The 26809-nt window shown below is 51.7% G+C and carries 24 protein-coding genes, 1 tRNA gene and 2 pseudogenes; 5 read left to right on the forward strand and 22 right to left on the reverse strand.

All coding sequences use genetic code 11. The features are described from left to right. Positions 1–82 precede the first annotated feature (82 nt). From KGP21_RS06575 to KGP21_RS06595, 5 genes are all read right to left on the reverse strand, one after another. Positions 83–829: a cyclopropane-fatty-acyl-phospholipid synthase family protein gene (locus KGP21_RS06575; protein ID WP_223537558.1), complete on the reverse strand. Its 747-nt coding sequence runs from the start codon at positions 827–829 to the stop codon at positions 83–85. 10 nt (positions 830–839) lie between these two features. Beyond that, entirely contained in the window at positions 840–1097 is a 258-nt protein-coding gene (locus KGP21_RS06580) for a YjhX family toxin (protein WP_021805582.1), read from the reverse strand. 307 nt (positions 1098–1404) lie between these two features. Continuing rightward, positions 1405–1977: a DUF1349 domain-containing protein gene (locus tag KGP21_RS06585; RefSeq protein ID WP_223537560.1), complete on the reverse strand. Its 573-nt coding sequence runs from the start codon at positions 1975–1977 to the stop codon at positions 1405–1407. Positions 1978–2145: 168 nt separating this feature from the next. Further along, positions 2146–3282 carry an HlyD family secretion protein gene (locus KGP21_RS06590; RefSeq protein ID WP_021805579.1) on the reverse strand — a complete coding sequence of 379 codons (1137 nt, stop codon included), beginning with the start codon at positions 3280–3282 and terminating at the stop codon, positions 2146–2148. 4 nt (positions 3283–3286) lie between these two features. Further along, on the reverse strand, positions 3287–3610 hold the full coding sequence (locus KGP21_RS06595; protein WP_115158572.1) for a DUF3302 domain-containing protein: 324 nt from the start codon (positions 3608–3610) through the stop codon (positions 3287–3289). Positions 3611–4021: 411 nt separating this feature from the next. On the opposite strand from KGP21_RS06595, the pseudogene KGP21_RS06600 reads away from it, so the two are divergent. Continuing rightward, a pseudogene (locus KGP21_RS06600) lies at positions 4022–4129 on the forward strand (LysR family transcriptional regulator); the annotation flags it as partial. Between the two features lie 5 nt (positions 4130–4134). Here KGP21_RS06600 and KGP21_RS06605 read toward each other — a convergent pair. The 6 genes and pseudogenes from KGP21_RS06605 to KGP21_RS06630 all read right to left on the reverse strand — a co-directional run. Then, positions 4135–4264: pseudogene (locus KGP21_RS06605) on the reverse strand (aldo/keto reductase); the annotation flags it as partial. Between the two features lie 330 nt (positions 4265–4594). After that, the gene (locus tag KGP21_RS06610) at positions 4595–5101 is read right to left on the reverse strand and encodes a fimbrial protein (protein ID WP_179249113.1); all 507 of its coding nucleotides are present in this window, start codon (positions 5099–5101) and stop codon (positions 4595–4597) included. A 21-nt stretch (positions 5102–5122) separates the two neighbouring features. Continuing rightward, positions 5123–6355, reverse strand: coding sequence for a hypothetical protein (locus tag KGP21_RS06615; protein ID WP_209528272.1), 1233 nt, complete (start codon positions 6353–6355; stop codon positions 5123–5125). A gap of 16 nt (positions 6356–6371) precedes the next feature. Beyond that, positions 6372–7112, reverse strand: coding sequence for a molecular chaperone (locus tag KGP21_RS06620; RefSeq protein WP_021805574.1), 741 nt, complete (start codon positions 7110–7112; stop codon positions 6372–6374). Between the two features lie 18 nt (positions 7113–7130). Then, positions 7131–9497 (reverse strand): fimbria/pilus outer membrane usher protein, encoded by a 2367-nt coding sequence (locus KGP21_RS06625; protein WP_245209436.1) that lies wholly within the window; start codon positions 9495–9497, stop codon positions 7131–7133. Positions 9498–9719: 222 nt separating this feature from the next. Next, positions 9720–10277 carry a fimbrial protein gene (locus KGP21_RS06630; protein ID WP_115158575.1) on the reverse strand — a complete coding sequence of 186 codons (558 nt, stop codon included), beginning with the start codon at positions 10275–10277 and terminating at the stop codon, positions 9720–9722. Positions 10278–10742: 465 nt separating this feature from the next. Here KGP21_RS06630 and KGP21_RS06635 point away from each other — a divergent pair, with 465 nt between their 5' ends. Beyond that, positions 10743–11567, forward strand: a complete 825-nt coding sequence (locus KGP21_RS06635) for a hypothetical protein (protein WP_021805571.1) — start codon at positions 10743–10745, stop codon at positions 11565–11567. Between the two features lie 198 nt (positions 11568–11765). On the opposite strand, the gene KGP21_RS06640 is transcribed toward KGP21_RS06635, so the two are convergent. Next, positions 11766–12317: a phospholipase D family protein gene (locus KGP21_RS06640; RefSeq protein ID WP_021805570.1), complete on the reverse strand. Its 552-nt coding sequence runs from the start codon at positions 12315–12317 to the stop codon at positions 11766–11768. Positions 12318–12526: 209 nt separating this feature from the next. On the opposite strand from KGP21_RS06640, the gene KGP21_RS06645 reads away from it, so the two are divergent. Both KGP21_RS06645 and KGP21_RS06650 read left to right on the forward strand, forming a co-directional pair. After that, positions 12527–13846, forward strand: a complete 1320-nt coding sequence (locus KGP21_RS06645; protein ID WP_021805569.1) for a hypothetical protein — start codon at positions 12527–12529, stop codon at positions 13844–13846. 42 nt (positions 13847–13888) lie between these two features. Next, positions 13889–13961 (forward strand) — tRNA-Glu (locus KGP21_RS06650). Positions 13962–13965: 4 nt separating this feature from the next. Here KGP21_RS06650 and fadK read toward each other — a convergent pair. The 5 genes from fadK to KGP21_RS06675 form a co-directional block, all read right to left on the reverse strand. Further along, complete coding sequence (fadK, locus tag KGP21_RS06655; protein ID WP_223537562.1) at positions 13966–15651, reverse strand: medium-chain fatty-acid--CoA ligase; 1686 nt, start codon at positions 15649–15651, stop codon at positions 13966–13968. A 232-nt stretch (positions 15652–15883) separates the two neighbouring features. Beyond that, positions 15884–16177 carry a ferredoxin family protein gene (locus KGP21_RS06660; RefSeq protein ID WP_071681226.1) on the reverse strand — a complete coding sequence of 98 codons (294 nt, stop codon included), beginning with the start codon at positions 16175–16177 and terminating at the stop codon, positions 15884–15886. After that, entirely contained in the window at positions 16174–17463 is a 1290-nt protein-coding gene (locus KGP21_RS06665) for an FAD-dependent oxidoreductase (RefSeq protein ID WP_223537564.1), read from the reverse strand. The genes KGP21_RS06660 and KGP21_RS06665 overlap by 4 nt, the downstream gene beginning before the upstream one ends. Before the next feature lie 59 nt (positions 17464–17522). Then, a complete protein-coding gene (locus KGP21_RS06670) occupies positions 17523–18473 on the reverse strand; it encodes an electron transfer flavoprotein subunit alpha (RefSeq protein WP_115158579.1) in 951 nt (316 codons plus the stop codon). 22 nt (positions 18474–18495) lie between these two features. Continuing rightward, on the reverse strand, positions 18496–19260 hold the full coding sequence (locus KGP21_RS06675) for an electron transfer flavoprotein (RefSeq protein WP_223537566.1): 765 nt from the start codon (positions 19258–19260) through the stop codon (positions 18496–18498). 361 nt (positions 19261–19621) lie between these two features. On the opposite strand from KGP21_RS06675, the gene KGP21_RS06680 reads away from it, so the two are divergent. Then, a complete protein-coding gene (locus KGP21_RS06680) occupies positions 19622–20506 on the forward strand; it encodes an AraC family transcriptional regulator (protein ID WP_223537567.1) in 885 nt (294 codons plus the stop codon). A 70-nt stretch (positions 20507–20576) separates the two neighbouring features. Here KGP21_RS06680 and KGP21_RS06685 read toward each other — a convergent pair whose 3' ends face one another. The 5 genes from KGP21_RS06685 to KGP21_RS06705 form a co-directional block, all read right to left on the reverse strand. Then, positions 20577–21728: an acyl-CoA dehydrogenase gene (locus KGP21_RS06685; RefSeq protein WP_021805562.1), complete on the reverse strand. Its 1152-nt coding sequence runs from the start codon at positions 21726–21728 to the stop codon at positions 20577–20579. A 13-nt stretch (positions 21729–21741) separates the two neighbouring features. Next, entirely contained in the window at positions 21742–23337 is a 1596-nt protein-coding gene (locus KGP21_RS06690) for an acyl CoA:acetate/3-ketoacid CoA transferase (RefSeq protein WP_223537569.1), read from the reverse strand. Between the two features lie 180 nt (positions 23338–23517). Further along, complete coding sequence (aroD, locus tag KGP21_RS06695; protein ID WP_115158787.1) at positions 23518–24270, reverse strand: type I 3-dehydroquinate dehydratase; 753 nt, start codon at positions 24268–24270, stop codon at positions 23518–23520. Positions 24271–24346: 76 nt separating this feature from the next. Continuing rightward, complete coding sequence (ydiB, locus tag KGP21_RS06700) at positions 24347–25213, reverse strand: quinate/shikimate dehydrogenase (protein WP_223537571.1); 867 nt, start codon at positions 25211–25213, stop codon at positions 24347–24349. Between the two features lie 62 nt (positions 25214–25275). Then, on the reverse strand, positions 25276–26511 hold the full coding sequence (locus tag KGP21_RS06705) for an MFS transporter (RefSeq protein ID WP_223500942.1): 1236 nt from the start codon (positions 26509–26511) through the stop codon (positions 25276–25278). Between the last annotated feature and the right edge of the window lie 298 nt (positions 26512–26809).

Here is a 26809-nt window from a genome sequence, read left to right on the forward strand (position 1 = left end):
GGTTTAAATGATGCTAAAGGGCGCAGTGTGTAGATACTGCGCCCTTATTGTTTCTGGCTATTGGCTCACTCGCAGCTTTTGATCATCGAGCCATCAACGCAAAAACTCCCCAGCCAAGGTATTCACGCGTGGACGCCACGTGGCGTTTAGGCGCGCTCGTCAACTGCGTCCGAACTTCCTCTGCGAGCTCATCATCGGGGTTTGCCTCCAACCATCGGCGCATCGTCAGCCACATGGCCGCTACGTACCTGTCCCAACCTTCCTGATCTGCCAACACCATTTCTACGACGTCGTAACCGAGCGTGTCAAAAGAGGTGACAAGCTCTGCCAGGGGGAGAAAGTCGGCAAGGGCAGTAGCGCCACACTCTTTGGCGATCTCTTCCGTCGGTGGCAACAGACGCCAATAAGGTTCACCGATAAGGATGATCCCGCCAGGCTTGAGGCTTTTACTCAGCAGTTCGATAGTCCCGGCGACACCTCCGGCTATCCAGGTAGCACCGACGCAGGCCGCTACTTCACATTTTTGATCGGCTATGTAACCGGCAGCGTCGTTATGGATAAACTCAACGCGTTCGGCTACACCGAGCTCCTCTGCTCGCAGCCTGGCTTGTGCACTGAATAACGGGCTCATGTCGATACCCGTACCGGTGATGTTGTAATCGCGTGCCCAGGTGCAGAGCATCTCCCCCGAACCGCTGCCGAGGTCGAGCACTCGCGTACCTGGTTCCATACGTAACACCGCGCCGAGAGTCGCGTACTTCTCGGGTGTGAACGGATTATGGATGCGGTGAGCACTTTCGCTGATAGTGAAAATACGTGGGATATCCATGACACTCTCCTTAGCGGTTGTCCAACTGGGCGCGAACATTGTTCAGCCCGCTGGTATTGATGCGATATGGCTGACCATTGACGGACTTGATCAGCTTTTTGGTTTTGAGTTTTTTGAATACGGCTAGCGTGCAGTCGCTAAGCAACAGCCCTTCGCGGCTGTAACATTCAACGGAAGTGACGCGGCCGGAGGCATCTCGGACGTGCGCAATACGTCCACCTTTGGCGAGAACGTGTAAGGTACGTTGTTCCTGACGGGATAAATTCATGCTGAAAAACCTGTTAATCATCATGTGCAAAACGTGCAAACACCCAGCGGTGTCCGCATTCGATTTCGGCGCATTGATAATCAGTCCGGCCTGGAAAGGTCGGGCAGCTGATTATCGGATGATTACATTCTCCAGCATCAAAGCCTCGGTATGAGTTGAAAGGGTTTTACGGCGGGAATAGTAACACGCATTATTTGTATGGGAATAAGCTGGCGCTGAAAAGTGTGATCCTTGATACATCAGCGTTAATGTTGTCGCGCGGGCAGTGAAGGCGATCCAGCATACTGAACCGCATAGACTCGAACGATTAACTCAGGTCATGCAACGCTTTATCCACCGGCGGAGTCAGCGTGATATTCAGGAAGTCCACCGATAACCCACGACGTTCAGGCGTGCAGCACATCACACCGATTTTCGCTGCGCCTTGCGGAAAGTAACATAAGCGTAGCAGCGGCCAGTGATGACCCTCCATTGAGTACTGTAATCGCAGGCTGTTGCCTTTGCGGGTCAAGCGAAGCCAAAACTCACGTGGATCCCCCGCTAAGGTGCCGGTTGCCCAGTCTGAGTTCTCCAGCGTCAGCACGCTGCCTATTGCGGGGGCACCGTCGTTAAACTCAATACCGGCTTTAAGCCAGTGCTGGTCATCGGTCATGAACATGATCCCGGCCTGGTCATACAGCGTGGTGAAGTCCGCGCAGACCTTTACCTGAAAAGTGAAATCTTCACTGACGTCGGTGGCGAAGATGTGCCCTGAAAAACGCTCAAACCCGTACCAGGTTTTTTGCCAGAAGTCGGTTTTGTCATTTGTGACAACGCTTAACTTACCGTGATCGCACTGCCATTGTTCAGGTTCATTAATCCAGTAAAAGGAATCAAGCATCAGGCCTCCCAGGGGCAAAAAATACACGTTTGTCTACCAGAAATCAGTTTACGCCTTTGTCGATACAATGACTTCCCTAAAGCCCATCGTCTTTCTACGAGATGATGCGCCAGATCAGCGTCATAAATTGGACTATCGCTATCCATTCATCCGGCCGCGTTGTTACGATCAATGATCAAGATAGAGATAGTGCATCCAGCTTGTCATGCGCAGCAGCACCTTACGCATTACGGAAACATGGGTAAAGTGGTCGGAATACACCGCCACCTGGGCAAATATCCCATCTGGCAAAGCATCAACATCCGCATTCGGCTCTAACTCAATCACCGCCAGCACGCCATCGGAGCCGGGTATCATGCTCAATGATTGCAGGGTTCCCTGCGCCTGGTACGTCCCGCTGGGAACGACGGGAAGTATGCTGGTCAGTCTCCCCTGAAACACCTGGCCAGGTAGCGCATTGAAGACGATCTCGGCTTGATCGCCCGATTTCAGGCGTAACAGCGAATTTTGTCTGAATTGCGCGACGATTTGCCGTTTTTGCTGCGGGATAAACACCATCACCGGGCGCAGTGGCAGCGCTGCCGCGTAGGTTCCTGGGCGGATAAGCACCTGGGTTACATAGCCATTACTGGGGGCGCGAACCACGGTTTGGTCGAGATTGTATTTGGCTTCTGTTAACTGGGCACGGAGGCTGACTATCTGCGACTGTTCTCCGTTGACGACGCTGCTTAACTGGCTTTTTATCTGTGCCTGTTCAGCCAATGAACTTTTCACCAGCGCATCCTGCGCCAGAAAATTTTGCCTGGCGTTATCAATGTCGCTTTCGGAGAACGGGTTTACCCTGGCCCGGCTTCCTCTAAGATAGCGCTGGTAGTCTTTATATAAACGATCGCGTTCGGCAATCACCCCCGAGGTATGGGCGACGGCTTCATCTAATTGCCCCTGGAGCACCTGGATGCTATGGATTGCCGTCATTAAATCGGCCTGTAATCTATCGACACGTGCCTGGTATCGGGTGGGCTCTATTTTAAAAAGTACGTCCCCTTTTTTTATAAAGGTATTCTGCTTATCAGTGACCTCACTGACAATGCCGGTAACTTGCGGAGTAATGGGAATGGAAACCACGGCCTTTTGTGCTTGAAAAGTATAAGGGTGGTTATAATTCATTAATAAAATCAGGGCGCCGACTAAAACAACGCCACCCAATGCTGCGGTGGGGACCGTCCATTTGTTTACCGGGATTTTAAATATTTTGAATATGCCATAGGCCAACGCGACATAGGTAAGAATAATGAGCAAGTCCATGCAGTTACTCCGCAGAAGGTGTTTTGGTTTCGCTGATGCTCTGTTCCAGCTCGGTTATTCTTTGCTCTAAGCGGGCAAAGGGATCTTGCTGGCCTTGCATGCCCCAACCGCGCTCTGGGCGATACAACGTGGCCCATATCCATAAAAAAGGCCACATCACATGCAGAGTAAACAAACTGACCCAACCCGCAACATGGATCGCGTCTGCATGCGGATGATTGCGTGATTTTGCAATCAGATAAGGAATGTCATGGAGAATAATGATCCCGTAAAAAATAACGAGGAAAACAACAATGAGTACGCCTAACGCAAAGTAATTTAAGAACATGGTGGCCTCGGCTAAGTAAACTCACCCGACGGATTAGGTACGTGCGCTATGGGTTGCGCCACCTTGTCTGTTAGGCGTGTAGTAGTGGGTTATCATTGACTGTAGTGGATAATAATTTATGAATAGTGATATTTTTCATCTACTTTGGCAGTGCACGCCGACAATGACATGTCGGTAGATAAAACACCTAAGGCAATGCTAAAAGGATGTCTTTTCATATATCCTCTCGGTGGGGAGAGGTCAGTTCATAAAATATAGCACCATCCAAAAAATCTGGCGGTATGAGAACATTTTTGTTGGCGATTTATCAGCAACCTTGGTCGTTAACGGGGCTAAAATGGTAGTGTCTATGAACCCATTTCATAAGTTCTGTGCGAACTGGCAAGGTTTACGTCAACCAAGGAAATACGCATGCTGAAAGAAAACTTCAATGAGCTACAGGTTTTTCTCGCCGTGGCGAGGGAGAGAGTTTTTACCAAAGCGGCGGGCGAACATGCGGTGCGCAGCCTGCTATCACGGTGCCCGCCACGCTCAACGGCTGCGCGGATCAGTTCAACGGCCTGACGCGTATCCGTTGCCGAAGCTCAACCCCATGCAGCCCAGGCCGAGCGCTGACACTTCCAGCCCGGACTTACCGAGATAACGTGTTTGCATTCGGGAGTTCCTCCTATTTTATCGTTAAACGTCGAGTTTGCGGCTGGCTAGCTATTCCACCCTGGCCGGATCGCGATGCGAGAAGAAAGCGCTGGTCGCGGTATCGATCGGCCGATCTGTGGTGTGTGAAAAGTTTTACTCGGCGTGATTTAATTGATTAGAGGGAGTAATTCGCTAGGGTTAATTAGCAGGATTCATTAATAAGCGAATGAACCCTGCTGTTTGTGCTGGTACTGCGGATTTTTTGTGGCTGACCTGGTCGGCAATCTTAGCCTGGCAGGCGAATTGGCCCAAGCTCAACTGAGCAAGGCAAAGACTGCACACATAAGGTTAATCATAGTACAGCGTATAGTGCAGCAAGCGGCTAAATGACCCTGAATTAATCGGCCCCGTTTTAGCGATGTAAGCCGAGAAAAGCAGGGTGTTATCGCCTTTTTTAATTTTTTGGCCGCTATTCTTTTTGCCAAAATACAGCGGGCTGCCATCACTGTCCAGCAGCCCTAACGCGATACCACTCATGCCATCAACCGGAATCAAACTGCCAGATGCGCCGGTCCCCGTTCTGTCGAACGCAATCTTGACGTTCTTATTTTCTGTATCGCAGCCGTATAAATTGATGAGGAAGGGCACCGGTGTAGATTTCCCTTTGGCATCAAGCTCGGCGCTGGATATTTCGCCCATGTTGATCGTTTGATTATCATCACCGACCACGATATTGCAGGTGGCGACAGTAATCCTGCCCACAAACTGAGTGCTACTGCTCGCCTTGATTTCCGCATGAGCAGCGGTGGGCAACAGCGTTGCGGCAAATAGAAGTAAACATTTGCTGTTCATCATTGCTTTCCTTCCCAATAACATTCACGGCATGGCAACTTCGAAGGTCAGCACCTGGCTGTATTCACCATCCTTGATTTTTTTTAGATCCTTGGTGGTGGCGGATATTTCAGCCCGCATCCTTTTTGATTCGCTGATGCTGCTGATATCACTAATAAAGCTGGAGTATTTTTGGTTGAATTTCAAGTATGCACCTTTACCTAAATCAAACAGCTTGAGGCCGATACCCTGTGGCGCTCCTGAGCTATGGCTAATCCCCCAAAAGGTCGAGCTGATTGGGTAACCGCCTTGGGTTTTGATTTCACCGGGCAGATTATAGGCGCTACCCATACAGGTGGTGGATTGGTCTGGTCCTTTTATCACGGTCATGGTGAAGTCCTCACTACGGACTCTGCCACGGCTGAGATCGTCAGAGGAGATCGGCTGGAATGCCACCACATCCGGGGTGACAACGGTCAAGGTACACTGCTTGATCGGTGGTCTCATCGAACCGCCCCCGCCCCCGCCTCCGCTACCGATGCTGCTGTTAGTACCGCAGGAAGTCGATCCGTCATTTCCGTTTAGGCCGCAGATAATCAAGTAGGGGGTGCTGGTTGTTGACCAGGCCATATCGGTATCCGAGCCAGAAATTATCCACAGGGCGCCGACCGAGTCTTGCAGATCATAGAAAGGGTTAACGTTATAATCGGTTTTAAATATTTTGGGTTGTACGCGAAAATTAAACGTTAAACTCTTGGTATAGCGTGGCGTGGCGAGCTCCAGATCCCAGCAAGTTTTTTGGCATGGTGCCAAAGTGGTATCGTTCCAGGTAAACTGCTTATCGTGTTCCATGTTTTCAATATTGCTAAAGGTTCTCTGCGAACCGGCACCGGAGATCGTTAAGGTCAGGTTTTTCCATACGTTAGAATTGGCAGGGATGGGAATATCCAGATCGCTGGCCTTGGAAAACTTATAGGTGATCATCTCTGCTTTATCGCCAAAGTTGATGCAGATTACCCTGGCGGTTTGGCTGGTGGAGTAGATGCCGTTGGGAATTTTCCAGATATCTTTTTTGTCACAATGCTTAATACCCTCTTCGTCTTGATAACAATTAATATCTTCAGTGCCCCTTTGGATCCTTCCCTTGATCAGGCTACCGAGGCTTACGGCAGGAATGAGGCTAGGGCTTGGCGTCCAATCGCAGGCAATAACTGACTCAGCCCAGGCGGTGTTAACAGAGAAAAGCCCTATACAGAAGCTCAGGATAAACTTGATCATAATAATAGCCTCAATATCAAGGGCGACTTTTATCGTCTTTTACCACATCGCACTGGCTCGCTGTGCAATGATAATTTATTGCGTTATAAGAGCCATAATCATTAATGTACTGTAGTTGGATGGCCTGGTTTTTTACCAGCGCGTTTGGCACAGTGACGTCACTCAGCGGCTTAAGCGTTATAGCCTCATCCGACAGTGATAGCGGTTTGCTCGCTACGCTGAGGGTCGGGATAACGATATAAAAAGGCGTAGGATTGACGATCTTCACGCCATTATTGACGGGGGTAAGCACTAACTTCTCTTGCCAAACCTCCATGGCCATTTTTTTCAGGCTCGCAGGGCGGTAGAAGACCTTTATTTTAATCCGTAAAGCTAACTGCACGACGTTGCTCTTTTCAGATTTTGGTGGGATCTCCTGCAGGTTATAGAAGAACAATGACTCTCTATCCTGAGGTAATTGAGCCGCAGCCGGCAACGGGGTAATGTTTACCTGCACTGTAGTGTCTTGTTCCAGCCGTTGTAGCGGTGGCAGCACGGTAAGGGGGGAGTTTATTTTTTCTTCATTTTCATTTTCTAGCCAGCTTTGTGCCAGATAAGGTAATTTTTTACTGTGGTTAATAATATTAACCGGTGCCGATTTTTCATCACCCATCATAATCACGCGAGTTCTATCAATAGAGATCGCCGCGTTGGCCTGGGAGACGCTAAAACCTGCTAGCATCAGGATAAAAAATAGCTTGGTAGCCTGTGGGAACATGGGAATATCCTTGTGAGATTATTGGGTTTTACATACCGTAGAAGAGGTGAAAGACAGCGATACATTCTGGCCCTGCAGGCTGAAGAAACAGTGTCGGCCAGCCGCATCCATCGCTTTTAGGGTGGAATCACTGCTGACTCCGGAAATATAGACCTCGCCATTTTCACCCACCATGCCAACGCTTCTCTTCTCAGCAGCGTCTTCAACGGTGGTGCCAAACGGGATCGGTCGGCCCTGGGGATCGGTTAACCGAATAAAGGCTTTGATCCCCCGGTAAACCTTGAGTCTGCGATAGCCAATCGCCCCTTTGGTTAGCACCGTTTGGATGTTGGCGACTGAACCATCAACATCATCGGGGAGTCGTTTAGTATCAATCGAGTAATCGGTACGGTAATATTCCGGGACGTCGTTGATGATGGCCAAGCCTTGGGCGTTGGTGGGCTCGTTGCGGTCTCCATTGCCAACGTAAACACCGGCAATACCCTTAGTGTCGAGCAGCAGTCTTGAGTTTCCGGCGTAGCCGTCACGGTGCATAACGGTGCCATGAGCGGTGGTCGTGAACCCGGACTTGATGCTGCCGCCCAGATAGTAATCGTCGTCACTCATCGATGCGTTTAAGGTGGTGGCGACCTTGGCCATTTTTTGCGAGGAGTTGGCATTGATCTTACCTTGCCGCAAGCCCTCATAGGCGTTGGCGCCAACGGACCAGGTATTATTGGGGTCAACATTATTGGTATAGGACAGGCTCGGTGATAATTTACCGTTATTGGTACGCATAGCGGTATTCATATAGCTTTTGGCACCTAATGGGATATTAAAACTCAGGTAGATTGAGTTGTTGTTTTTCTGGCTCTGTGAATAAAAGCTTTTCTTATACTCTGTGCGGTTTACCGAGAGATAGGTATTGATATTTTTCAGGCCGGCGAAGTCAAAGGATTTTGACACGCTTAACCCGTAGGTATTACTGTCGGAAACGTCCTGCCAGTAGGTTTGCTTGGTATAAATGGCGTTCAGTGAGAACCCGAGATCGCTAAAGCTCTTGCTGGCGACGATATTGTAACTTTCCTTGCTGGTGCTGATATAATCCGGGCTAGTTTTCAGTGTGATAAAATCATTGAGCGTCAGGAAGCTTTCCTCTGAGAAACGGTAGCCCGCAAAGGTAATTTGGCTATCAATGCTGTCGAACATTTTCGAGTAGTTGAAACGGTAGCTTTGGCCCCGCGGGCGGGAGTCTGTCAGCTGTGCATCGGTGTGGGTCAAGTCGAAGGATAGGGCACCCAGTATGCCCATATCGTAACCAATACCCCCGTTGATAGCGTAGTACTGTTTATCGGTAAGGATAAAGCCGCCAAACAGTGACGTTCCTGAAAAGATGCCGAGAGAGGCTTCACCGGTGGCGAGATACGGATTGAAACTTCCATTGTTATTTGATTGCCCCATCATGACTTTATATCTGACATGACCGGAACGCGTCAGGAAAGGAACGTTGGAGGTTTGAATGGTTGACGTTCTCTCCTCACCATTTTCCTCGCGGATGGTTATTTTTAACTCGCCAGAGGTCATGTCGGTGAGATCGTTGATGATAAAGTTGCCGGGCGGCACCAACTTTTCATAGATAACGTTATTATCACCCCGGGTGATGATAATTTTGGCGTTGCTGTTGGCAACTCCTTCGATGACCGGCGCATAGCCACGCAATGCCGGTGGCAGCATGCGATCGTCGCTGATAATGGCAACCCCGGTATAGTCCATGGCGTCGAAAACATCGGATGAAAGATAGTTTCTGCCGAGAGTTAAATGAGCACCGGCATCATTGAGTGAACGCGCCAGGTAAGCCGTTGGCGTGCTGAAGCGCGATTGCTTTTCGCCCTGCCGGCCTTTATATAAAAATGCCTGATGGTGACTTCTCAGGCGCCAGGAACCGTAGTTCACACCGGCAGTCCCGTAGCCAGATAATGACAGGTAGTTTGAACCCTGCTTATTCTGATAGACGTTGCCACTGGCGTTATAATCAAGCAGGATGCCGGGAATGCCTTCATCCCATTGCGCCGGTGGTATCCAGTTGGGATCGTTATACTTTAACGCTGCCTGCGGGATCGTCAGCAGCAGTTCGCTCTTTTTACGATCGATTCTCACCGTGCTGCCTGCATAATCCTCAACGATAATGCAGGTGCTATCCCCTGGTGCGTGGTGTTCCATTATTCCCTGCAAGGCACTACTTTTTAAATCAAATTTCTGCAACAGTTCCGGGGTAAAGCAAACCTTGCTGTCCCCCTCGATGTCGATTAACTGGAACTGGAGGGTGCCAACAGTTCTATTATTCAACTTTAACGACAGCAGGTAGTTTCCCGCTGGAATATAATCAGGACGTGAAAAATTACTCAAGCTGATACTCTGTTTATCGAGGATGTCCAAGGCTCTGGTCTCAAACTCAATATCATTGTTTTTTGCATAGGCTGAGTGTGCAACAATGATAAAAAACAATAGGGATGAAGCGGGTGAGTAATTTTTCTTATTGTTCATGATAATAGTTTCTGAACGTCGGTAAGTAGCAGGCTTGGCCAAGCCATACCTGCTAGGTGATAATTACTACTGGATTTGGGGGTTTTAGAGATAGGTCAGAGAGAAGCTGGTCAATGCGTCATAGTGACCGGCAATAACCGCTTCCCCATCCAAGGCAACGACCTGAGCGGAGAATTGCAGGGTGTTGTCTCCGGTGCGCAAGCTATAAGGCTCGGATTTTGTCGCAATCTTAACCTGCTTGTTGGCGGCATCTAACAGACGGATGGCCAAACCCTTGGCATCACCGGTGACCCCCAGGAAACCATTGGCACCACCGACAGACATGCCATCGAAGCGGACGTTGACTTTGGTTTCGGCGGCAGCCTTGGGATCAAATGTGCAGCCGATAAGTTTGATTTTAAACTCGATAGGGGTGCTGTAACCGATAGTGGTCAACTGGGAGTCGGCAACCTGTCCCAAGTTGATCGATTGGTTGTCGCCATCAATACCTGGAGCTAAACCGCAAGGGGCTTTTAACACCGAACCTTTGAACAGGATCTGGCCATTGCCTTGGGAACCAGGGGGAACCTCAGCCAGAACGGTACCGCTCAGCGCTAAAGAGGCTAATACGGTAGCGGCTAGCAGGGTTTTCTTGATAGTCATTTTTAATCTCCATATTTACATGCTGTCTTTGGTATAAATCGGCTATACCTTTCCTTGAGGTTACTTATATAAAAGACCTCACACATAGCGCCTTATCTTGTTGCCAGGTGTGAGATCTCTTAAACACCGTAAATCATTAGCTAGGTATCCTTTTTAGCTTGTATTCCCTTGAGGATAGGCAGACTTACACAGTATCCTGGATTACTCACTGTCCATTTTTGTTGTTAATTTTGGTATATGTAATAATTATTATTAATTATAAATTAGAGGAATTATAATTATAGTGGCAATATTTATTAAACCCTTTTAATTCAATCTGTTAGTTTGTTTTTTATGTTATAATTTTTAATAATTTTTAATAATTTTTACAATCATTGACATTATTTGGTATTATCGGTAGGTTATGTGTTTTTTGATTTTCTGCGTATTTTTAGCGATAAATAAACTGAGAGTGGAGTTTGTTGTGTGGTCGTTTCAATAATCAATGGTAGGAGGCGTGAGATTGGTCTAAGTGAGGATTTGGATGCTGCAGTGGAGATTTATTATAATGCGATTCATAAAATTTATATGACTCATCCTCTCTATTTTAAAGTGATGTTTAAAGCCAATCGGAATATTATTTTTTGGTCCATGTTAGGTGGTTATTACACCTTTAAAAACCCTTCTTTTAAAGGGGTTAAGAAGCTTTGCATTAACCATGAATTGTTAAGTGCTAATGCCTTGGATTCATTCATCTCTTTCTTGCAGGTAGGAGGGCGCTTGGCGATCAGGCGTGATGAACAGGATAAACGCAAATTAACTTACCAACCGACAGCCAAAGGGGTAAATGAGGTTCGTGAGTTGATTGATACCCTGCTGCTGGCTTACGCGATGATCTACCCTGAGTTCGCTCTTGCACAGAGGTTTGATCACGATGATTTCATGGCGGATTTTTTCAAAAATTATATACAAGTCATAGGGAAAGAAATGTTTGTGTATGACGTTGTGCCAGATAGCCGTGCATTTTTGACCAAGGATGGGGGGCATATGATGATGTTTCACCTGTATATGGAAAGTCTCAGGCAAAGAACGTTAACGGTGCAATATAATTACTTAAAAGTATCGACGGAGTTTTCGGTATCCCGCTCACATATCAAGCGATGTTTTCAGGCAGCCGAGCGGTTAGATTTATTGAACTTGAGGCAAGATGGCAAGACCATTGAGCTTAAACCCCGTTTTATCGATATGGTCAGAGAGGCCTTCTGTTTTTACCTGGCGAGCGTGGAATATGGCGTTTTTGGGGCGCGTTAATCGGGTCCAGGCATGCCAGCCTTAACTGAATGGTAGGGTCTCACATATTCGACCGTAGGGGCGCTGCATGCTGCGCCCGCTTTGACTATCAGTGGGTGAGTTCAGAGCATACATCTTCACCAGGGCGCAGAATAGTATCCTGACGTAACAGAAATTTTTGTATCTTGCCCGAAGTGGCAACGCTTGCAGATGAACTTATTATGGCAGTTTCGTGGCTTCAAGCCTCACTTTGTAAGGCAGGCCCAAATCCCAGCGGCTTTGCCAGTGCGCGATGAACTGCCTGGTAACGTCGGGCATATAGCGCAGTACTACCACGTTTTCGCTATTTTGTGTTTCAGCTGAGGGAGCATAGTTAAACGAGCCGGTTTCCACCGTCTTGCCATCGACAATAATCGTCTTGTCGTGCTGAATATGATAATGCCCATCGATGCGCATCTGTATGCCGTGAGTGGCCGCGTAGTTAATTGCAGCCTGGCTGGCTTTGCCCTGATTCCGGCGTTTATCGACTACCACGCGCACCTCCACTCCACGATTGTGCGCCGCTACCAGCGCCTGGGTGATATCGGGTGCCTGGAAAGAATAACCGATCATTTGGATGGACTGATGTGCGTGGCCGATAATATTCAGCACCAACGCCCGCGCCGAGCCCTCTGGCGAAAATCCCACTTGCACGTGTGTGGCCGCATTGGCAGCGGTGGGCAAGGCGACGACAGCGATCAGCGCTAGCCAATTGATCCGGTATTTAAACAATTTTGTGCTCCACGGTGAACGCGGTAGGAATAACAAAGCGGCCAGGTTCGCTGAGTTTAACTTGGTCGCAGGGGACATTTCACGACTAAACGGGTTGATCAATTGACCTCTATCAAAATAGTCAACAATATGTCATCTGGAAGATGCTCAGGCTGAAGCCAGCGTCACCTGACCCCACAAGATTTTAACTTTTTAACGGATTAAGCCTGATGGATAACCTTGCTCAGCTGTTCTCCTCCCTGCAAAAACGCTTACGGCCGGAAGACGTGGCTGAACTGATCCTCACGCAGTTGGGAGATTCCCTGACTCCAGTGGAAACGGCTCAGCTACGGCAGGCAGCGACTGGGTCACTGAAGTCCGGCCTGGTACAGATGACCTCGATGATGCAGGAATTTCGTCAACCGGTCGCTCCAGAGAAACAGGTGGCGAAGGCAGGAGAGTTATTTGCTGGTGCCCCGGTGTTGGACAGCGTTGATTGCAGCGATATTCAACAGGTTCGCCAACTGATTGAGCAACTGTCGGTGGAGATCCAGAAAGCTCCAGGCAGTAATAATTTTATCGTCGACCGTTTCAGCCGTGCGCAGCGGCGACAGGCGGGCATGGATATCTCCAAACGGCGCTATAACAAGCTGTTCCGTTTTCTGCAGCGCTTTGAGAGCAAGCTGGCGACCTACCAACTGGAAACGCAAAAATACCAGGCGACCCGGATGGCCAAATCGGGGCTGGCAATGATGATCCGCTATGAGGATTTTGCTTCCACGCCGGACGTTGCCTGCTTTATTGCCTGGCTTTCCGCCCGCATGAACCGCCGCAGCGTGTTTACCAACCAGGCTCAGGATCGTGCTTTTGACCAGATTGGCGAGATGCTGCTGGCGCGGGTACAACAGGCGCCGACATCGGCGGGCTGGTACGCCATTGCCCATATCATGCCGGAACGTGACATCGTAAAGCACCTCGACGATCGGCAAAAGCTGAGCTTGTTCACTCTCTATCTGGCACAGCTCAACGAGCTGGCCGGATTGCTGCAATTGATCTGGCAACGCAATACCTTCAATCGCCAGACCATGATAGTAAAGCGTGGCGATGACTCCTCTACCTGGAATGCCCTGGCTGGAGCCTGGAACAGCGCCAGGCAAGGTTGGCTTGCGCTGGCTGTCGTATTAGGCATGGAGGAGATGGTCGAACAGATGTGCCTGGGTAAAGTGCTACGCCTTATGGCTGGGGACGTCGCCGCCTGGCACTATCAGACTGGCGGTGGGTTGGAGCCGGATACTCAGGTATGGGCGCATCTGCCGTTGCCTTGGGAAGTGTTTTCTGGTGCCAGCAGTTGTACCAAAGCCGATGTGCAGCGGGTCTGCGCGCAGTTTGGCGTCGATCCTTATAACAAGGGGTGGATCGGCCCACGCCGCAATCGGCAGGCAGTGCCTTTTGTGCCAACGCCGGAGCTGGTTCATGGCGTGGTGGTGGATAAGCCGGAGATCGCCCTGATACTGCGCAAGGCGGGCTATTTTTCCGGTAAAGGCGGTTAGCCCGCTTGACCGGGCTGACGGCTCGTAGATAATAGCCCTAACTCTGGTATAGCTCAGTGGTAGAGCAGTCGGCTCTCCATCCGACTGGACACAGGTTCGAGCCCTGTTGCCAGAGCCTTTCATTTTGCTTGTTCCGTAACGCGAACATCGTCTCTTCTTCCCATGGCTGCCTGTTTAACCTCTTTGCCAAGACGCTGGATAATATCCTGACGTAGCAGGAATTTTTGTATCTTGCCTGAGGCGTTACGCGGCAGGTTGTCCACCACCACCAGGTGTTCAGGGTATTTGTATTTGGCGACCCGCTTGCGGCCAAAGAACGCGATGACCTCCTCCAGGGTGAGTGAGCCGTAAGCGGCCTTCAGCACCACGTAGGCGCAGGATCTTTCCCCTAATCGTTCATCCGGCATGGCGACAATCGCGGCATCATGAATACGTGGATGTTGCATCAGGATATCCTCCACTTCGCGGCTGCTGATATTTTCCCCGCCACGCACGATAATATCCTTCTTGCGGCCGGTAATTTTAATGTAGCCGTCGGCATCCATGCGGCACAGGTCGCCGCTGTAGTACCAGCCATCCTCATCCAGCGATCGGGCAGTCAGCTCGGGCTCATCCAGATATCCCATAAATACGTTGGGGCCACGTGAGGCTTCTTCGCCTTCTTCACCGTTGGGGAGTGGGTTACGCTCTTTATCCACCACTTTGATTTCTATCCCAGGAGCGGCAAAACCGTCGGTGTTGATCACGCGGGAAAGGGGATCGTCCAGGTTGACCACCGCGTGTGGCGAACTTTCCGTCGAGCCGTAGACGCTGAGTAGTTTAATGCCCATTTGCAGGCAGTCCTGGGCAATTTTTTTCGGGATGGTGGTGCCGCCGCACAGGAAGAAGCGTAACGATGAGATGTCGTGCGGCTGTTGTTGCAGGGTGCATAACAGGTCATAGACAAAAGGCGTTGCTCCGAGTACGCAAGTACAGCGCTCTTGTTGCAGCAGGGCAAGGCAATCGAGCGGATTAAAGATATCCAGCAGGACGCTGCGTGCGCCAATCAGAAAGGGGGCCGTCACGCCGTGCAAGAAACCGGTCGCATGCCCCAGCGGTGCGGGCATCAGGAAGGTATCCAGCCAGGTGAGATTAAGCCGCGCGCAGTAGGCACGCTCGCTGGCCAGAATATTATTGTGCGTCAGCATCACGCCTTTGGGTTTGCCTTCGGTACCGGAGGTGAACAGCACGGCGGCCAGCTCATCGCCATGCACGCTGACCGGTGTAATCAGTGGTGGAACATCCCGTAGCAACTGGCTAAGTGCGGGGACGGTTGTTGCGGGGGAAAGCTTATCAACGGCCACCACCTCAAGCAGGCCCGGTATTTGATCGCATAGCGGCAAGATGAGCTCAATTGGCCGGGTATTTCTGAACGAGGTTGGCGCGAACAGCACCTTGGCCTGGCATTTGTTCAGCACCCAGACCAGCTCGGCCTCTCGCCAGGAGGGGAGCAGGGGAACGGAAACCGCCCCCGTTTTCAGGCAGGCCAGGTAGATCACGGTAAACTCACACCAGCCGGGAAGCTGAAGGGCGACGCGGTCACCCGGTTGAATACCGCAGGAGATCAGCCATGTTGCCAAGCTACTTGCCGCGCGGTCGAGGGCGGCATAGGTATAGGAAGTTCCTCGATTGTCGATCACGGCAATCTTTTCCGGCATGGCCTGCTGGGTTTGATGCCAGTAATCGGCAAGCGAGGCATCGCCCCAAAAACCTTGTTGCCGGTATTTGGCCCGGCGCTCAGGATTGAGTTTTATCGTGACACTCATTGGTTTATCTCTATTCATTATTTCTGGGGGGGTGAACTGTTCTGGTCCGGTAAACATTGCCCCTCATCCTAACCCTCTCCCGTAGAGAGAGGGGACCGATCGAGCGTGTTTGAAATTGTAGTGACTCACCTTTGATGAGTGACGAGCGGTTTGCTGAGATGGTCTCTTTACTGCCAAAAGTGCAAGGGCTATCAGCTCCCTCTCCCTGTGGGAGAGGGTTAGGGTGAGGGGCTCAGCCGTAGCGAAACTCGACGCCAAACGTCCCCAAAGGATATTCCCACTGCTCAAGAATGGTGTCGCCGCACAGCACGCGGCAGGTTCCGCATTCCAGACAACCGGCAGAATCGAAATGGATATTGCCTGTGCTGTCTTGCTTATACAGCCCGGCAGGGCAAGCCAGCATCAGCTTACGGAACTCCTCCATGTTGGGGTTATCCACCAGAATGATGTGTGGATGGCCTTCATTAACATGGAACTTGTTGATGCCCAGTTTGACGTCTACGTTGACCGGATTTTCGCTGCTCATAGCGCTGTCGCCCCCTTGATGCCGTCTTTCAATAAATTCATCAGCCCAATCTGTTTCACCCTTTTCATTAGAGCCTTGCGCACGGGCTGGGTAGGGCTGCCATCGATAGTGAACATATCCCCCATGATGTCCGCGACCATGCGCGGATACTGCGTAAACAGGCGCGGGTTTTCCATCAGCGCAGGGATTTTGCGGAAGTGGTGCACCTCATGCATCACGCAGTTTTGCTCCAGAGCGTGCTTATACTCTCCTAGGCTACTGGCGGAAAAGTTCTGCCGCTGCTTGGCCGCGATGGCCGTATTGGCAGCCGCCTGTGCCGATGCAATGGCCAGATCCATGCCGCGTATGGTAAAGCCCAGGTTCAGGCAGAATCCTGCCGCATCGCCGACGATCATTACGCCGCCGTCAGCCAGCGTGGGTATCATCGCCTTGCCACCTTCCGGAACCAGGTGAGCACCGTACTCCAGCAGCTTTCCCCCCTGGATCAGCGGGCGAATGGATGGGTGCTGCTTAAAGTCCTCCAGCATCTGGGGCGCGCTTTTCCCCGCGTGGCCAATCTCTCCCAGACCGCATACCACCCCTAGAGAGAGGGAGTCCCGGTTGGTATAGAGAAATCCTCCCCCCATCAGGCCGTTGGACGGGGAACCGGCAAACAGCCAGGCGGCCCCGTCATTGCCAGAGAGGTTAAAGCGATCTTCGATCACCGAGGGGGATAAACCGATAAGCTCTTTGACGCCTACGGCATAGTGATGTGGCGAAGAAGGGGGCAACAGGTTAATCGAGCGGCCGAGCATGGAATTCACGCCGTCAGCCAGGATCACTATGTCAGCCTTCAGGATATCGTCGCCCGCCTGCACGCCGGTGACCTGATTACCTTCCCGTATCAGCGCGTCGACGCGGACGCCCGAGATAAACTGTGCTCCCGCCTGTTCGGCTTTTTCCATCAACCAGGGATCGAACCGGTTGCGCAGCACGGTATAAGACGCCTGGGCGGCAATATCCGGTTTCTCGCTGTGAAAATCGAGCGTGACGGCGCTTTCCTCCGTCATGAATGAGATCTTCTCGCGGGTGACCTTGCGCTCTACTGGCGCCTCCTGTGCGAACCCAGGCATGATGCGTTCCAGGCTATGGGCATACAGGCGGCCTCCGGTCATATTCTTACTGCCAGCGCTGTTGCCACGCTCGATGACCAGCACATCCAACCCGGCCTGCGCCATCACGTAGCTGGCTACGGCACCAGCGACGCCAGCACCGACCACGATGGCATCAAATTTATCGTCCGACATGCTTATGCTCCCTATCTCGCCGCGGGTGTGCGGCGAGATGCGTGCAGTGAATCAAAGGGTTAACGACCTAACTGGTCGATCAGGGCTGGGACCACTTTGTAAATGTCGCCCACCAGGCCGTAGTCGGCATAGTTGAAGATCGGGGCGTTTTTGTCCTTGTTCACCGCGACAATGATCTTGGCGCCGTTGCCGCCGACCATATGCTGGATCTGCCCGGAAATGCCCAACATCAGGTAGAGATCGGATTTCAACTGCACGCCAGATACCCCGATATAGCGCTCGCGTTCCATCCAATTTTCGCCCTCGGCGATAGGGCGAGAGCAGCCAACTTCTGCTCCTAACAGGGCTGCCAACTCATGGACCATTTTCAGGTCGTCCTGTGCAGCCAGCCCACGTCCGACACCAACCACGCGTTTGGCCTTGCTGAGATCGACGCTGCTCAGCGCTTTGGCACGGCGCTCCTTGCAGAGGATTTCCTGGCGCGGGGTAACATAGCTGAGTTGAGTGACCAGGCAGTCATGAGCCGGGTCGGCGGCGGCAGGCTCCATCACGCCGGGAGCCAGGGTGATGATGGCAGTGGTGGTATTGATTTTTTCCTTACCGAAGGCCAATCCGCCGTACATACGGTGTTCGGCGATGAAATCAGCCCCGTCGACGTGCACGGCGGTCACATCGTTCACTACCGCTGCGTTCAGTAACACACCCAGGCGGGCGGTGAGTGCTTTACCGCGTTTGGTGGCTGCCATCAGCACCAGGGCCGGAGTCTGTTCGCCGTTGACCTCTTTCAAGATGTCCGCCAGGGTTTCAGCATAATTTTCAATGCGCTGCAGTGCGGAGGTTTTCTCCAGCACGTAGATGCCGTCTGCACCCAGAGACTTGAGCCTGGCAACCTGTTCGCTGTCCTGCACGATGCCATAAACATGCTCGCCCCACTGGCGTGCGCCTGCTATCAGTTCGCCGTAGCGCTCAACGTTGTCGCTGAACACCCATACGTTTGTCAGTTTACTCATGATGATTTTCTCCAGTCGTGGGTTAGTTCAGCGCTTTTTTCAGATGGTCCGCCAGCTCGGCAATGGCTTCCGGCGAGTCGTTTTCCAGAATGATGCGTTGGCGCTGTTTCTGCGGCGGTACGGTGATCTCGACCAGCTCGGCCAAAGGCGGCGTCTGGCTCCAGGCAATGTCATTGGCTTGCCACTGATTGATCGGCTTTTTGCCGGCGCCGAGGATCGCCTTCATCGTCGGAATGCGGGGAACGTTAATATCTGAGGTCACGCAGATAACTGCTGGAAGTGGTAGTTCAAGCACCTCGACCTCTTCTTCGAGCGTGCGCTCAACCAGTACACGATCACCGGCAAATTGGATCTGGCTGACGGCATTAACGGTAGGGAGCTGCAAGATTTCCCCAACCAACAGGCCCACCTGCTGGGCATATAAATCCCCGGAACCTTCACCAAACAGCATCAGATCAAAGCCGATTTTGTCTGCGGCGGCAGCCAGCGCGTGTGCGGTATCCATCGGCAGCGCGTTTTCCAGTTGCGCATCCTGCACCAGATAAAGCTCATGAGGGCCGCGCGACAGCACGTCCTTACGCACCTTGGAGTTTTGCAGCAGCGAGCCGCCCACGCAGAGTGCGGTAATGTGATCGTTCTCTGTTGCCAGTTGGGTGGCGGCCTCGATCGCATTTAAATCGAACTGGCTGATTTTGGCTTCGGCGTGATCGAAATCGAGCGTACGTTGTGCGGTAACCACAATATCTTGCTCTTCGGGGACCAGCTTAAAGCAGGTTATTATTTTCATGGTATCTCCTGTGGGTCGCTCGCTGGCGGCAGAGAGCGTTCTATCAGCGGAAAGGACAAAAAGCATGACAATATATTGCGAGTGCGCAGGGGGATTTACGACTGGATAATCTGTTTTTGTTGCTAACAATCTTGCAAAAAAACGGCTAATAACGGATGGATTGTTGTGCGGGAAAATGGTTTGCCAATGAGTAAGGTAAGCCGGCGGCGCGATCGTGGTGATTTTATTTTCGTGCCATCTTGCACGTGGGGCAAACTATCTTGTTTTAGTCATCTGGGCTCATATTGTATATTGTTTTCTGTCGCTCTATTTTAGCCACTGATCATTTTGCCAAAGCCAACGTTTTTGTGTGGAGGTTGCCATGTTTCAGCGCTGTTTCGATAATAAAAAAGAAGCCCTTTTTGCGCAGGGGATGACGCCAAAGCTCTCGCGGTTCGTCATCAGTGACGATCCCAACTGGGAGTCTGGGCATCATGTGCATAATGATGAGAGCGAGCTGATTTACGTTAAGCAGGGGGTGGCCAGGCTGGTCATCGATTCCTCTTACTACGTGGCACACGCTGGTGATATCGTGGTTATTGAGCCTGGTCGGCTCCATGCGGTAGCATCAGACTGCACCTCTCCGGCTACCACCTATACCTGTGCCGTCCATGGCTTCAAGTTTCAGGGCTGGGAAGAGAATCAGATTTTACAGCCTCACTCCTGCCCGGTAGTTTCCGTTGGGCAAGGGGGGGAGGTGATAAAAGCGATCCTTCATGAACTCGGCGTGAGATTGCCCCAGCAGAAAAACGAGTTAACCTCATCGATTTATGATGCTTATGGTTATGCCCTCACCGCACTGTTTTATGAAAACTTTAAAAACGCTTACCGTTCAGAGTTGGGATACATAAAGAAAGATGTGCTGGTGAAGGATGTACTGGTTTATTTGAATAATAACTATCGTGAGAAGATCACGCTCGAACAGCTAGCTAAAAAATTCCGCGCCAGCGTCAGCTATATTTGCCATGAGTTTGCCCGCGAATATCATATATCACCGATTAATTACGTTATTCAGCGCCGGATCACCGAGGCCAAGTTTACGCTGACCAATACCGATAATAGCCTCAATGAGATCGCCTGGCGGGTTGGGTACGAAAACGTCGACCATTTTGCCAAATTATTTATGCGTCATGTCGGTTGTTCCCCAAGTGATTATCGTAAGCAGTTCAATAATAACTTGGTGGAACAGGTATGTTTACCGGGTTGAATCTGCTGGTGACTTATTGATAATGCGCCAGGAGGTTGGCTTATTGGCTACCTCCTGGCGTTTTAGTGCCTTATTTGCTCTGGTAGTCTTTGAGGATCTGGCGGCCAGCAATATAAATCATGATTTCATCGGTGCCACCGCCAATCCTTTCGCAGCGTACGTCACGCCAGAAGCGGGAAACCCGAGCCTCATCCGTATAGCCCAGCCCGCCCATGATCTGGATGGCGTCATCAATTACTTCCATCGCCGTACGGGCGCAGTGGAGCTTACACAGCGCGGCGCTGGTGCGCAGTGACTGTTTCTGATCCGCCTGCCAGGCCACTTTCATCACCATATTGCGCATGTTGTCGACCTTGATCGCCATCAGCGCCAGCTTTTCCTGGATCATCTGGTTATGGCCGATCGGCTTGCCGAAGGCGATACGCTGGTTGGCATAACGGGCGGCATCTTCAAACGCGCACTCGGCGAAACCGGCGCTGCGTGCGGCGTTGATCAGGCGCTCCATTTCAAAGTTGTACATCACATTGAGGAAGCCCATGCCTTCTTCACCCACCCTATCGCTCTCATCCACCTCAACGTTATCGAGGTAAACTTCGCAGGTGCTCAGCATATGCCAGCCGATCTTGTGCAGCGGATTGACCTTAATGCCCGGCTTGTTGGATTCCATCCACCACAGGGTGAAGGCCTTTTTCGGATCTTTGGGCTCGGGGTCGCGCGCCAGAACCAGCATATACGGGTATTCTTTCGCACCCGTGATAAAGGTTTTTTGCCCGTTCAGATACACCTTGCCGTTTTTACGGGTGTAGGTGGTGGTCGCGGCACTATTGTCCGAGCCTGCACCCGGTTCGGTCAGGGCCAGCGCATAGGCTGGATCGCCGGTGGCCAGCGTGCTTTCTGCCGTCTTGCGCAGCTGTTCGGCCGAGCCGAAACGGCGCATGCTGTGAATACACTGGCCGTTGGTGATCAGGAACGCCGGTGCGCCACATTTGGAGACTTCCATCAGCGCCAACATCTGGGTGACATAGTCCGCCGGAATACCGCCGAATTCTTCTGGCACACCTAACAGGGAAATACCGCTATCGGCGAGCGCGCGCATAAACTCGGTAGGGTAGGTTGAGGTCTGATCGCAGGTGCGGAAATACTCTTCCGAAAAGTTATTGCCGATCAGTTCCCGGATACTGGCAAGCAGCAGTTCCTGCTCTTCAGTTAAAGAAAAGTCCATAGCCTTACTCCTTTTAATATACCGCTTCAGGTAAAGTGAAACCCATGACGCCGTCGATAAACAGTCTTTCGTCCATCAGTTTTAACTGCGGGGAAATAACCGGGGCGAAATCCATTTTTGCCAGAATGTCTTTTTCCAGATCGACGCCGGGGGCAATTTCAACCAGGTGCAGACCATCGGCTTTGAGCGTAAAGACGGCGCGTTCGGTGATGTAGCGCACGTCTAATCCCCGTTCGAGCGCGATTTTGCCGCTAAAGGTGATCTCTGGTAATTGCTTGATGAATTTGTTGACGCGCCCTTCCTGCACAATATTCAGCTTGCCGTCGGTGATGTCGGTTTTTAAACTGCCGGCGGTGAGGGTGCCGCAGAACACAATCTTTTTCGACGTCGCGCTGATATCGATAAAGCCACCGGTGCCCATGATTTTGCCGTTGAATTTATGCACGCCAACGTTGCCCTGTTGATCCACCTCGGCAAAGCTCAGGTAACAGACATCTAGCCCACCGCCGTGGTAGAAATCGAACTGGGTGGTCATATCCAGGACGGCACGGGTGTTGACGTTCGCGCCGAAGGCCACGCCCTGCGAGGTAATACCGCCAATGGGGCCGGTCTCGACCGTCAGCACGAAATCATCGGCACATCCCTCTTCGCGGGCGACTAGCCCAATGCCATCGGCAATGCCCACCCCAACGTTGCCCACCGCTCCTTTACGCATCTCAAAGAGTGCACGTCGCGCCACCAGTTTGCGCTGGTTAAGGGGCAGGGCGATTTGGGTGCTGTCATCGAGCACGAAATCGCCGGAAATAAAGCGGTTTACCGGGGCGCCGCCATACAGCTGCGTCTGCTGTGGATCGACCACTACGATATCAACCAGATAGCCAGGGATGCGCACCGATTTAGGGTGCAGCGTCGCCTTCTTGACCATTTTTTGCACCTGCATCATCACGATGCCGCCATTGTTATGCACCGCCTGGGCAATCACCAGCGCGTCCAGATACATCACCTCATCTTCGAACGAGGCATAGCCTTCGCTGTCGCAGGTGGTGGCGCGAATAAAGGCGACGTTGGGCGCAATAGCCTTGTAGTAGAGATATTCCTGGTTATCGATCTCGACCAGCTTGATGAGATCTTCTTTGGTCACCTCATTGAGTTTGCCGCCTTGCTGGCGCGGGTCGACGAAGGTACCAATCCCGATCTCGCTTAAAATCCCCGGTTGGTGCGCCGCTGCGGCCCGTAGGGTCTGGGTCAACACGCCTTGGGGATAGTTGTAGGCCGCAATCTTGTTCTGCTCGGCCAGATCGGAGATGCGTGGGGATTGTCCCCAATGCCCGCACAGTGCCCATTTCACCAGCCCAACCTGTGCCAGTGGGCTGATACCGCGATCGGCGCGGTCGCCTAACCCTGTCGGGCTGATTAATGACAGGTCACGCGGGGTTTGCGAGGTTTGATATTTCTCTGCCAGCGCGGTAATTAAGGTGGTGGCCTCCAGAATACCGCCACCGGCCCCTAATACGCATAAGGTGGCTTCATCAGGAATATAATTTACCGCCTCTTGTGCCGATAATACCGGGACTCTGCCATTGATTCTTTTCGGTTTTACCAGTTCCATAATTACTCCTGTTAATGACCGATGCATTTATTTTATTTTGCGGGGCAACCAAACTCGCACGCAGGCGCGCGGATGCCGCAATTAAGCTGCATGAAAAATTGATTGCTCTTTTTAGTGACTTGTTTTATTCGGCGGAAAGACGATTATTCCCGCCGACAGTAATATCAGTGCGCCACTGAATTAATGCAGTATCGTTAATATGGTGCGTAAATCCGTGACGGAGATTTGCCCCGGCGCGGAGGCTTTCTTGACCGCGCCAAAGGTGGCCGCAGAGCCAAAGGTTTCGCCTGCTAACCGGGATACAATGCCGGTTTTGGCCATCGACATGGTGATTATCGGCCCGTTGGCATGCTTTTCGTGCATTTCCAGCGTCGCGGCCAGCAGCGTCAATACGTCACTTTTGTTTTGCGGCATCAGGGCGATTTTCGGAATATCGGCTCCCAATTCCTGCATTTTGCACAGGCGCTTGACGATTTCCTCCTGCGGCGGCGTTTTATGGAAATCATGATTCGACATGATGACCAAGACGTTCTTGGCGTGGGCATGGGCCACGGCCTCTTTGAGCAGTTCGTCGCCGGTAAACAGCTCCAGATCGATCATATCGACCAGGCCGCTGTCCACCGCCGCCAGATTGAGCGCGATATAGGCCTGTGGGGGCAACGCCTGCTCACCGCCTTCCTGCGCGCTGCGGAAGGTAAACAGCAGCGGCTTGTCGGCAATGATCTCTTTGATCTGACGGGCGGCGGCTAGCACGTTGCTGAGCGTGGCGACATCCGCAAAATGATCGACGCGCCACTCCAGAATATCGAAATCGGCGTGACGATAATCCTGCGCTTCAGCCACCACGGCAGGGATATCTTTGCCCATCAGCGAGACAATGATTTTTGGCGCGCCTTCGCCGAACACAATGTTTTTTACGGTTATGGTTTTCATTTTTACCTTTTGCATGCTCTTTTGCCGCAATCAATAAGGTGGTGATTTAAGCCCATCACCACGCGCTACGGGAATGCTACGCCTCGAATCCCATCACTTGCTTAACGTATTCCAGTGGGAAATCTTTGCCAGTCCACAGTTTGAACTGTTCGGCGCCTTGCCATAACAACATGCCGTAACCGTCCACCGTTTTGCAACCTGCCTGTTGGGCCATTTGCAGCAACTTGGTCATGTGCGGGTTATACACGCACTCCGTCACCAGCAGTTGCGGGCGCAGCATGGCGATGTCGCTAACGATGCTCTCGTTTTCCAGCGGCTTCATCCCGACTTTGGTGCCGTTAGTCAGGATATCCGCGCTGGCGATAGCACTGGCAAACGCTTGCTGGTCTGCCAGATCGGTCACGGTTACCTTGCAGTCGGTGTTGTCGTTGACCCGTTTGGCAAAGTCGAGCGCCTGTTCAAAGAACTCGTCCTTACGATTAAACAGCTTGATCTCTTTGATGCCTTCAACGGCGGCCTGTGCGCCGATAGCGGTAGAAGCTCCACCCGCACCGACCAGCACCATGGTTTTGCCCTTGATATCAAAACCGGTTTCCTTGATGGCCCGAATATGCCCGGTACCGTCGGTGTTATAGCCGCGCAGATAGCCGTCGTCGTTGACGATGGTGTTGATAGCGCCAACCAGTTTGGCCGCTGGCGTCAACTCATCGACATACTGGCAGGCAAACTGCTTGTTAGGCATCGAGACGCCGGTGCCGCGCATTTTTAACGCCTTCAGCCCTTCAATCGCGCTGGCGAAGGTGGTGGTATCGACTTCGAAAGCCATGTAGGTAAAAGGTAACCCGACTTTTTCCAACGCTTTATTTTGCATCTCTGGCGATAAGCTGTGTCTAATCGGGTAGGCCATCAGCCCGATAAGCTCATATTTTGCGGTTACATCCATTCTAAACTCCTTGTCTAACCATGTTCGTGTGGGGCGCAAACCTGCGTAATCGCTGTTTTGGGTTATTGGAAAAAGCGCTCGCCCAATCGCAGGTCACTTTGCGGGACTTTGAAGACTCTGTAATAGCGAATGAAGACGATGATGGCGGTAACAAAGGCCAGCAGGGCAAAGGCAATATCCAGCAGGATGATGTATTGCAAACCAATGGTGGAGAGATAGCCGGTAATCAACGGGATCAAGAAGTTGGCTAACCCACCCATCATCATATAAACGCTGGTGACCTTGGCTTTGCTTTTCGGGAAAAACTCCGACATGACGGAGACGCCAAGCTGCAATATCCCACCGGCGGCAGAGAAACCAATCGCAAAGGCGCCAAGGTTACAAACCAGCGGTGAGGGATACAGATAGATAATGGTTGCCGCGATCACCGAGACACCGGCGTTAAACACATTTGCCCATACCGGGCGCACGGTGCTTTTTAACAGCAGGGCGAAGATAAACACGCACATCAGCGAGCCAAGGCTATACCAGGAGATGGTTTTCAGCGCGTCGGCCTCCGCCATACCGGCAAATGCCATTGCGTATTTCGGCATCCAGACCACGATCACGTAGAAGGTAGAGAATGCGGCTACGCCGAAGATAACGGAGGAGACGCCCTCCAACCAGGCCAGCGGCTTGCTGTTCATCTGCGGCAATTCTTTAGCCACGGAGGCATCAACCAGCTGGCTGGGGAACTTGCTTTTTAGTAGCAGCAAGGTGATCAGGACGAACAGGAGCCCCGGGATAACCATCGCGTAGCCGTACCAGATGTGGCTGACCAACAGGTAGCTGACCAACATCGGGTATAACATCTGGCCGAAAGAGATCATGGCTTTTACCAGGATCACCGCCGAGCCGGACGTCTTGGGATAGCTTTCCATCAGGGCAGGATAGCCGCCGGTATCGAGCGCCGCATTGGCAACGCCAACGCAAACCGCCAGGCCAAAGGCGACGATCAGATTAGGGCTGGCCGGGATGCCAAAGAAGAACAGAATATACAGGGCGACGCCGATCAAAATGGCGGCGCGGCGGCCAAACTTATCCGATATCACGCCAAAGAACAGAATGCTGACTAGTCGACCCAACCCAATACCGGATATTAGGTAGGCAATGCCCGCGTTGTCGGTGCCGAACTTCTCGGCCAGTGGCGTCATGTTTTGCGCCAGCGTAATGACGCTGGCGCCGTGGAGAAAATAACTCAAATAGATACTGATGACCGCTAACAAAAATGGCGCTTTGAAGGCCTTGCTCTGGCTCATACTGTTCTCCGCTTGTCGCTAATTTTTTACGTTATCTAGATCCAGGGGACTTGTTGTTCTGGTGGCCTTTCTTTTTCATCAATCATTAATCATTGCGGGAAAGTAAGGGGTGAAAATATCCCGATAAGTCACACTGCGGTAAATAACTTGGGGCATGGGTAACCGCCAATACACCGGCAACCTGACGTGTGCTGAGTATAGGTAATGCAGTAGGTGATAAATACGTAATATGCCGTTTTAGTTTTCAACTTTATTGCAGATAAAGGTGCTGAGGCGGCGTTTGATGGTGTTACTGAAT

The organism is Serratia sp. JSRIV004, assembly GCF_019968705.1.
In the GTDB taxonomy this organism is placed as follows: domain Bacteria; phylum Pseudomonadota; class Gammaproteobacteria; order Enterobacterales; family Enterobacteriaceae; genus Chania; species Chania fonticola_B.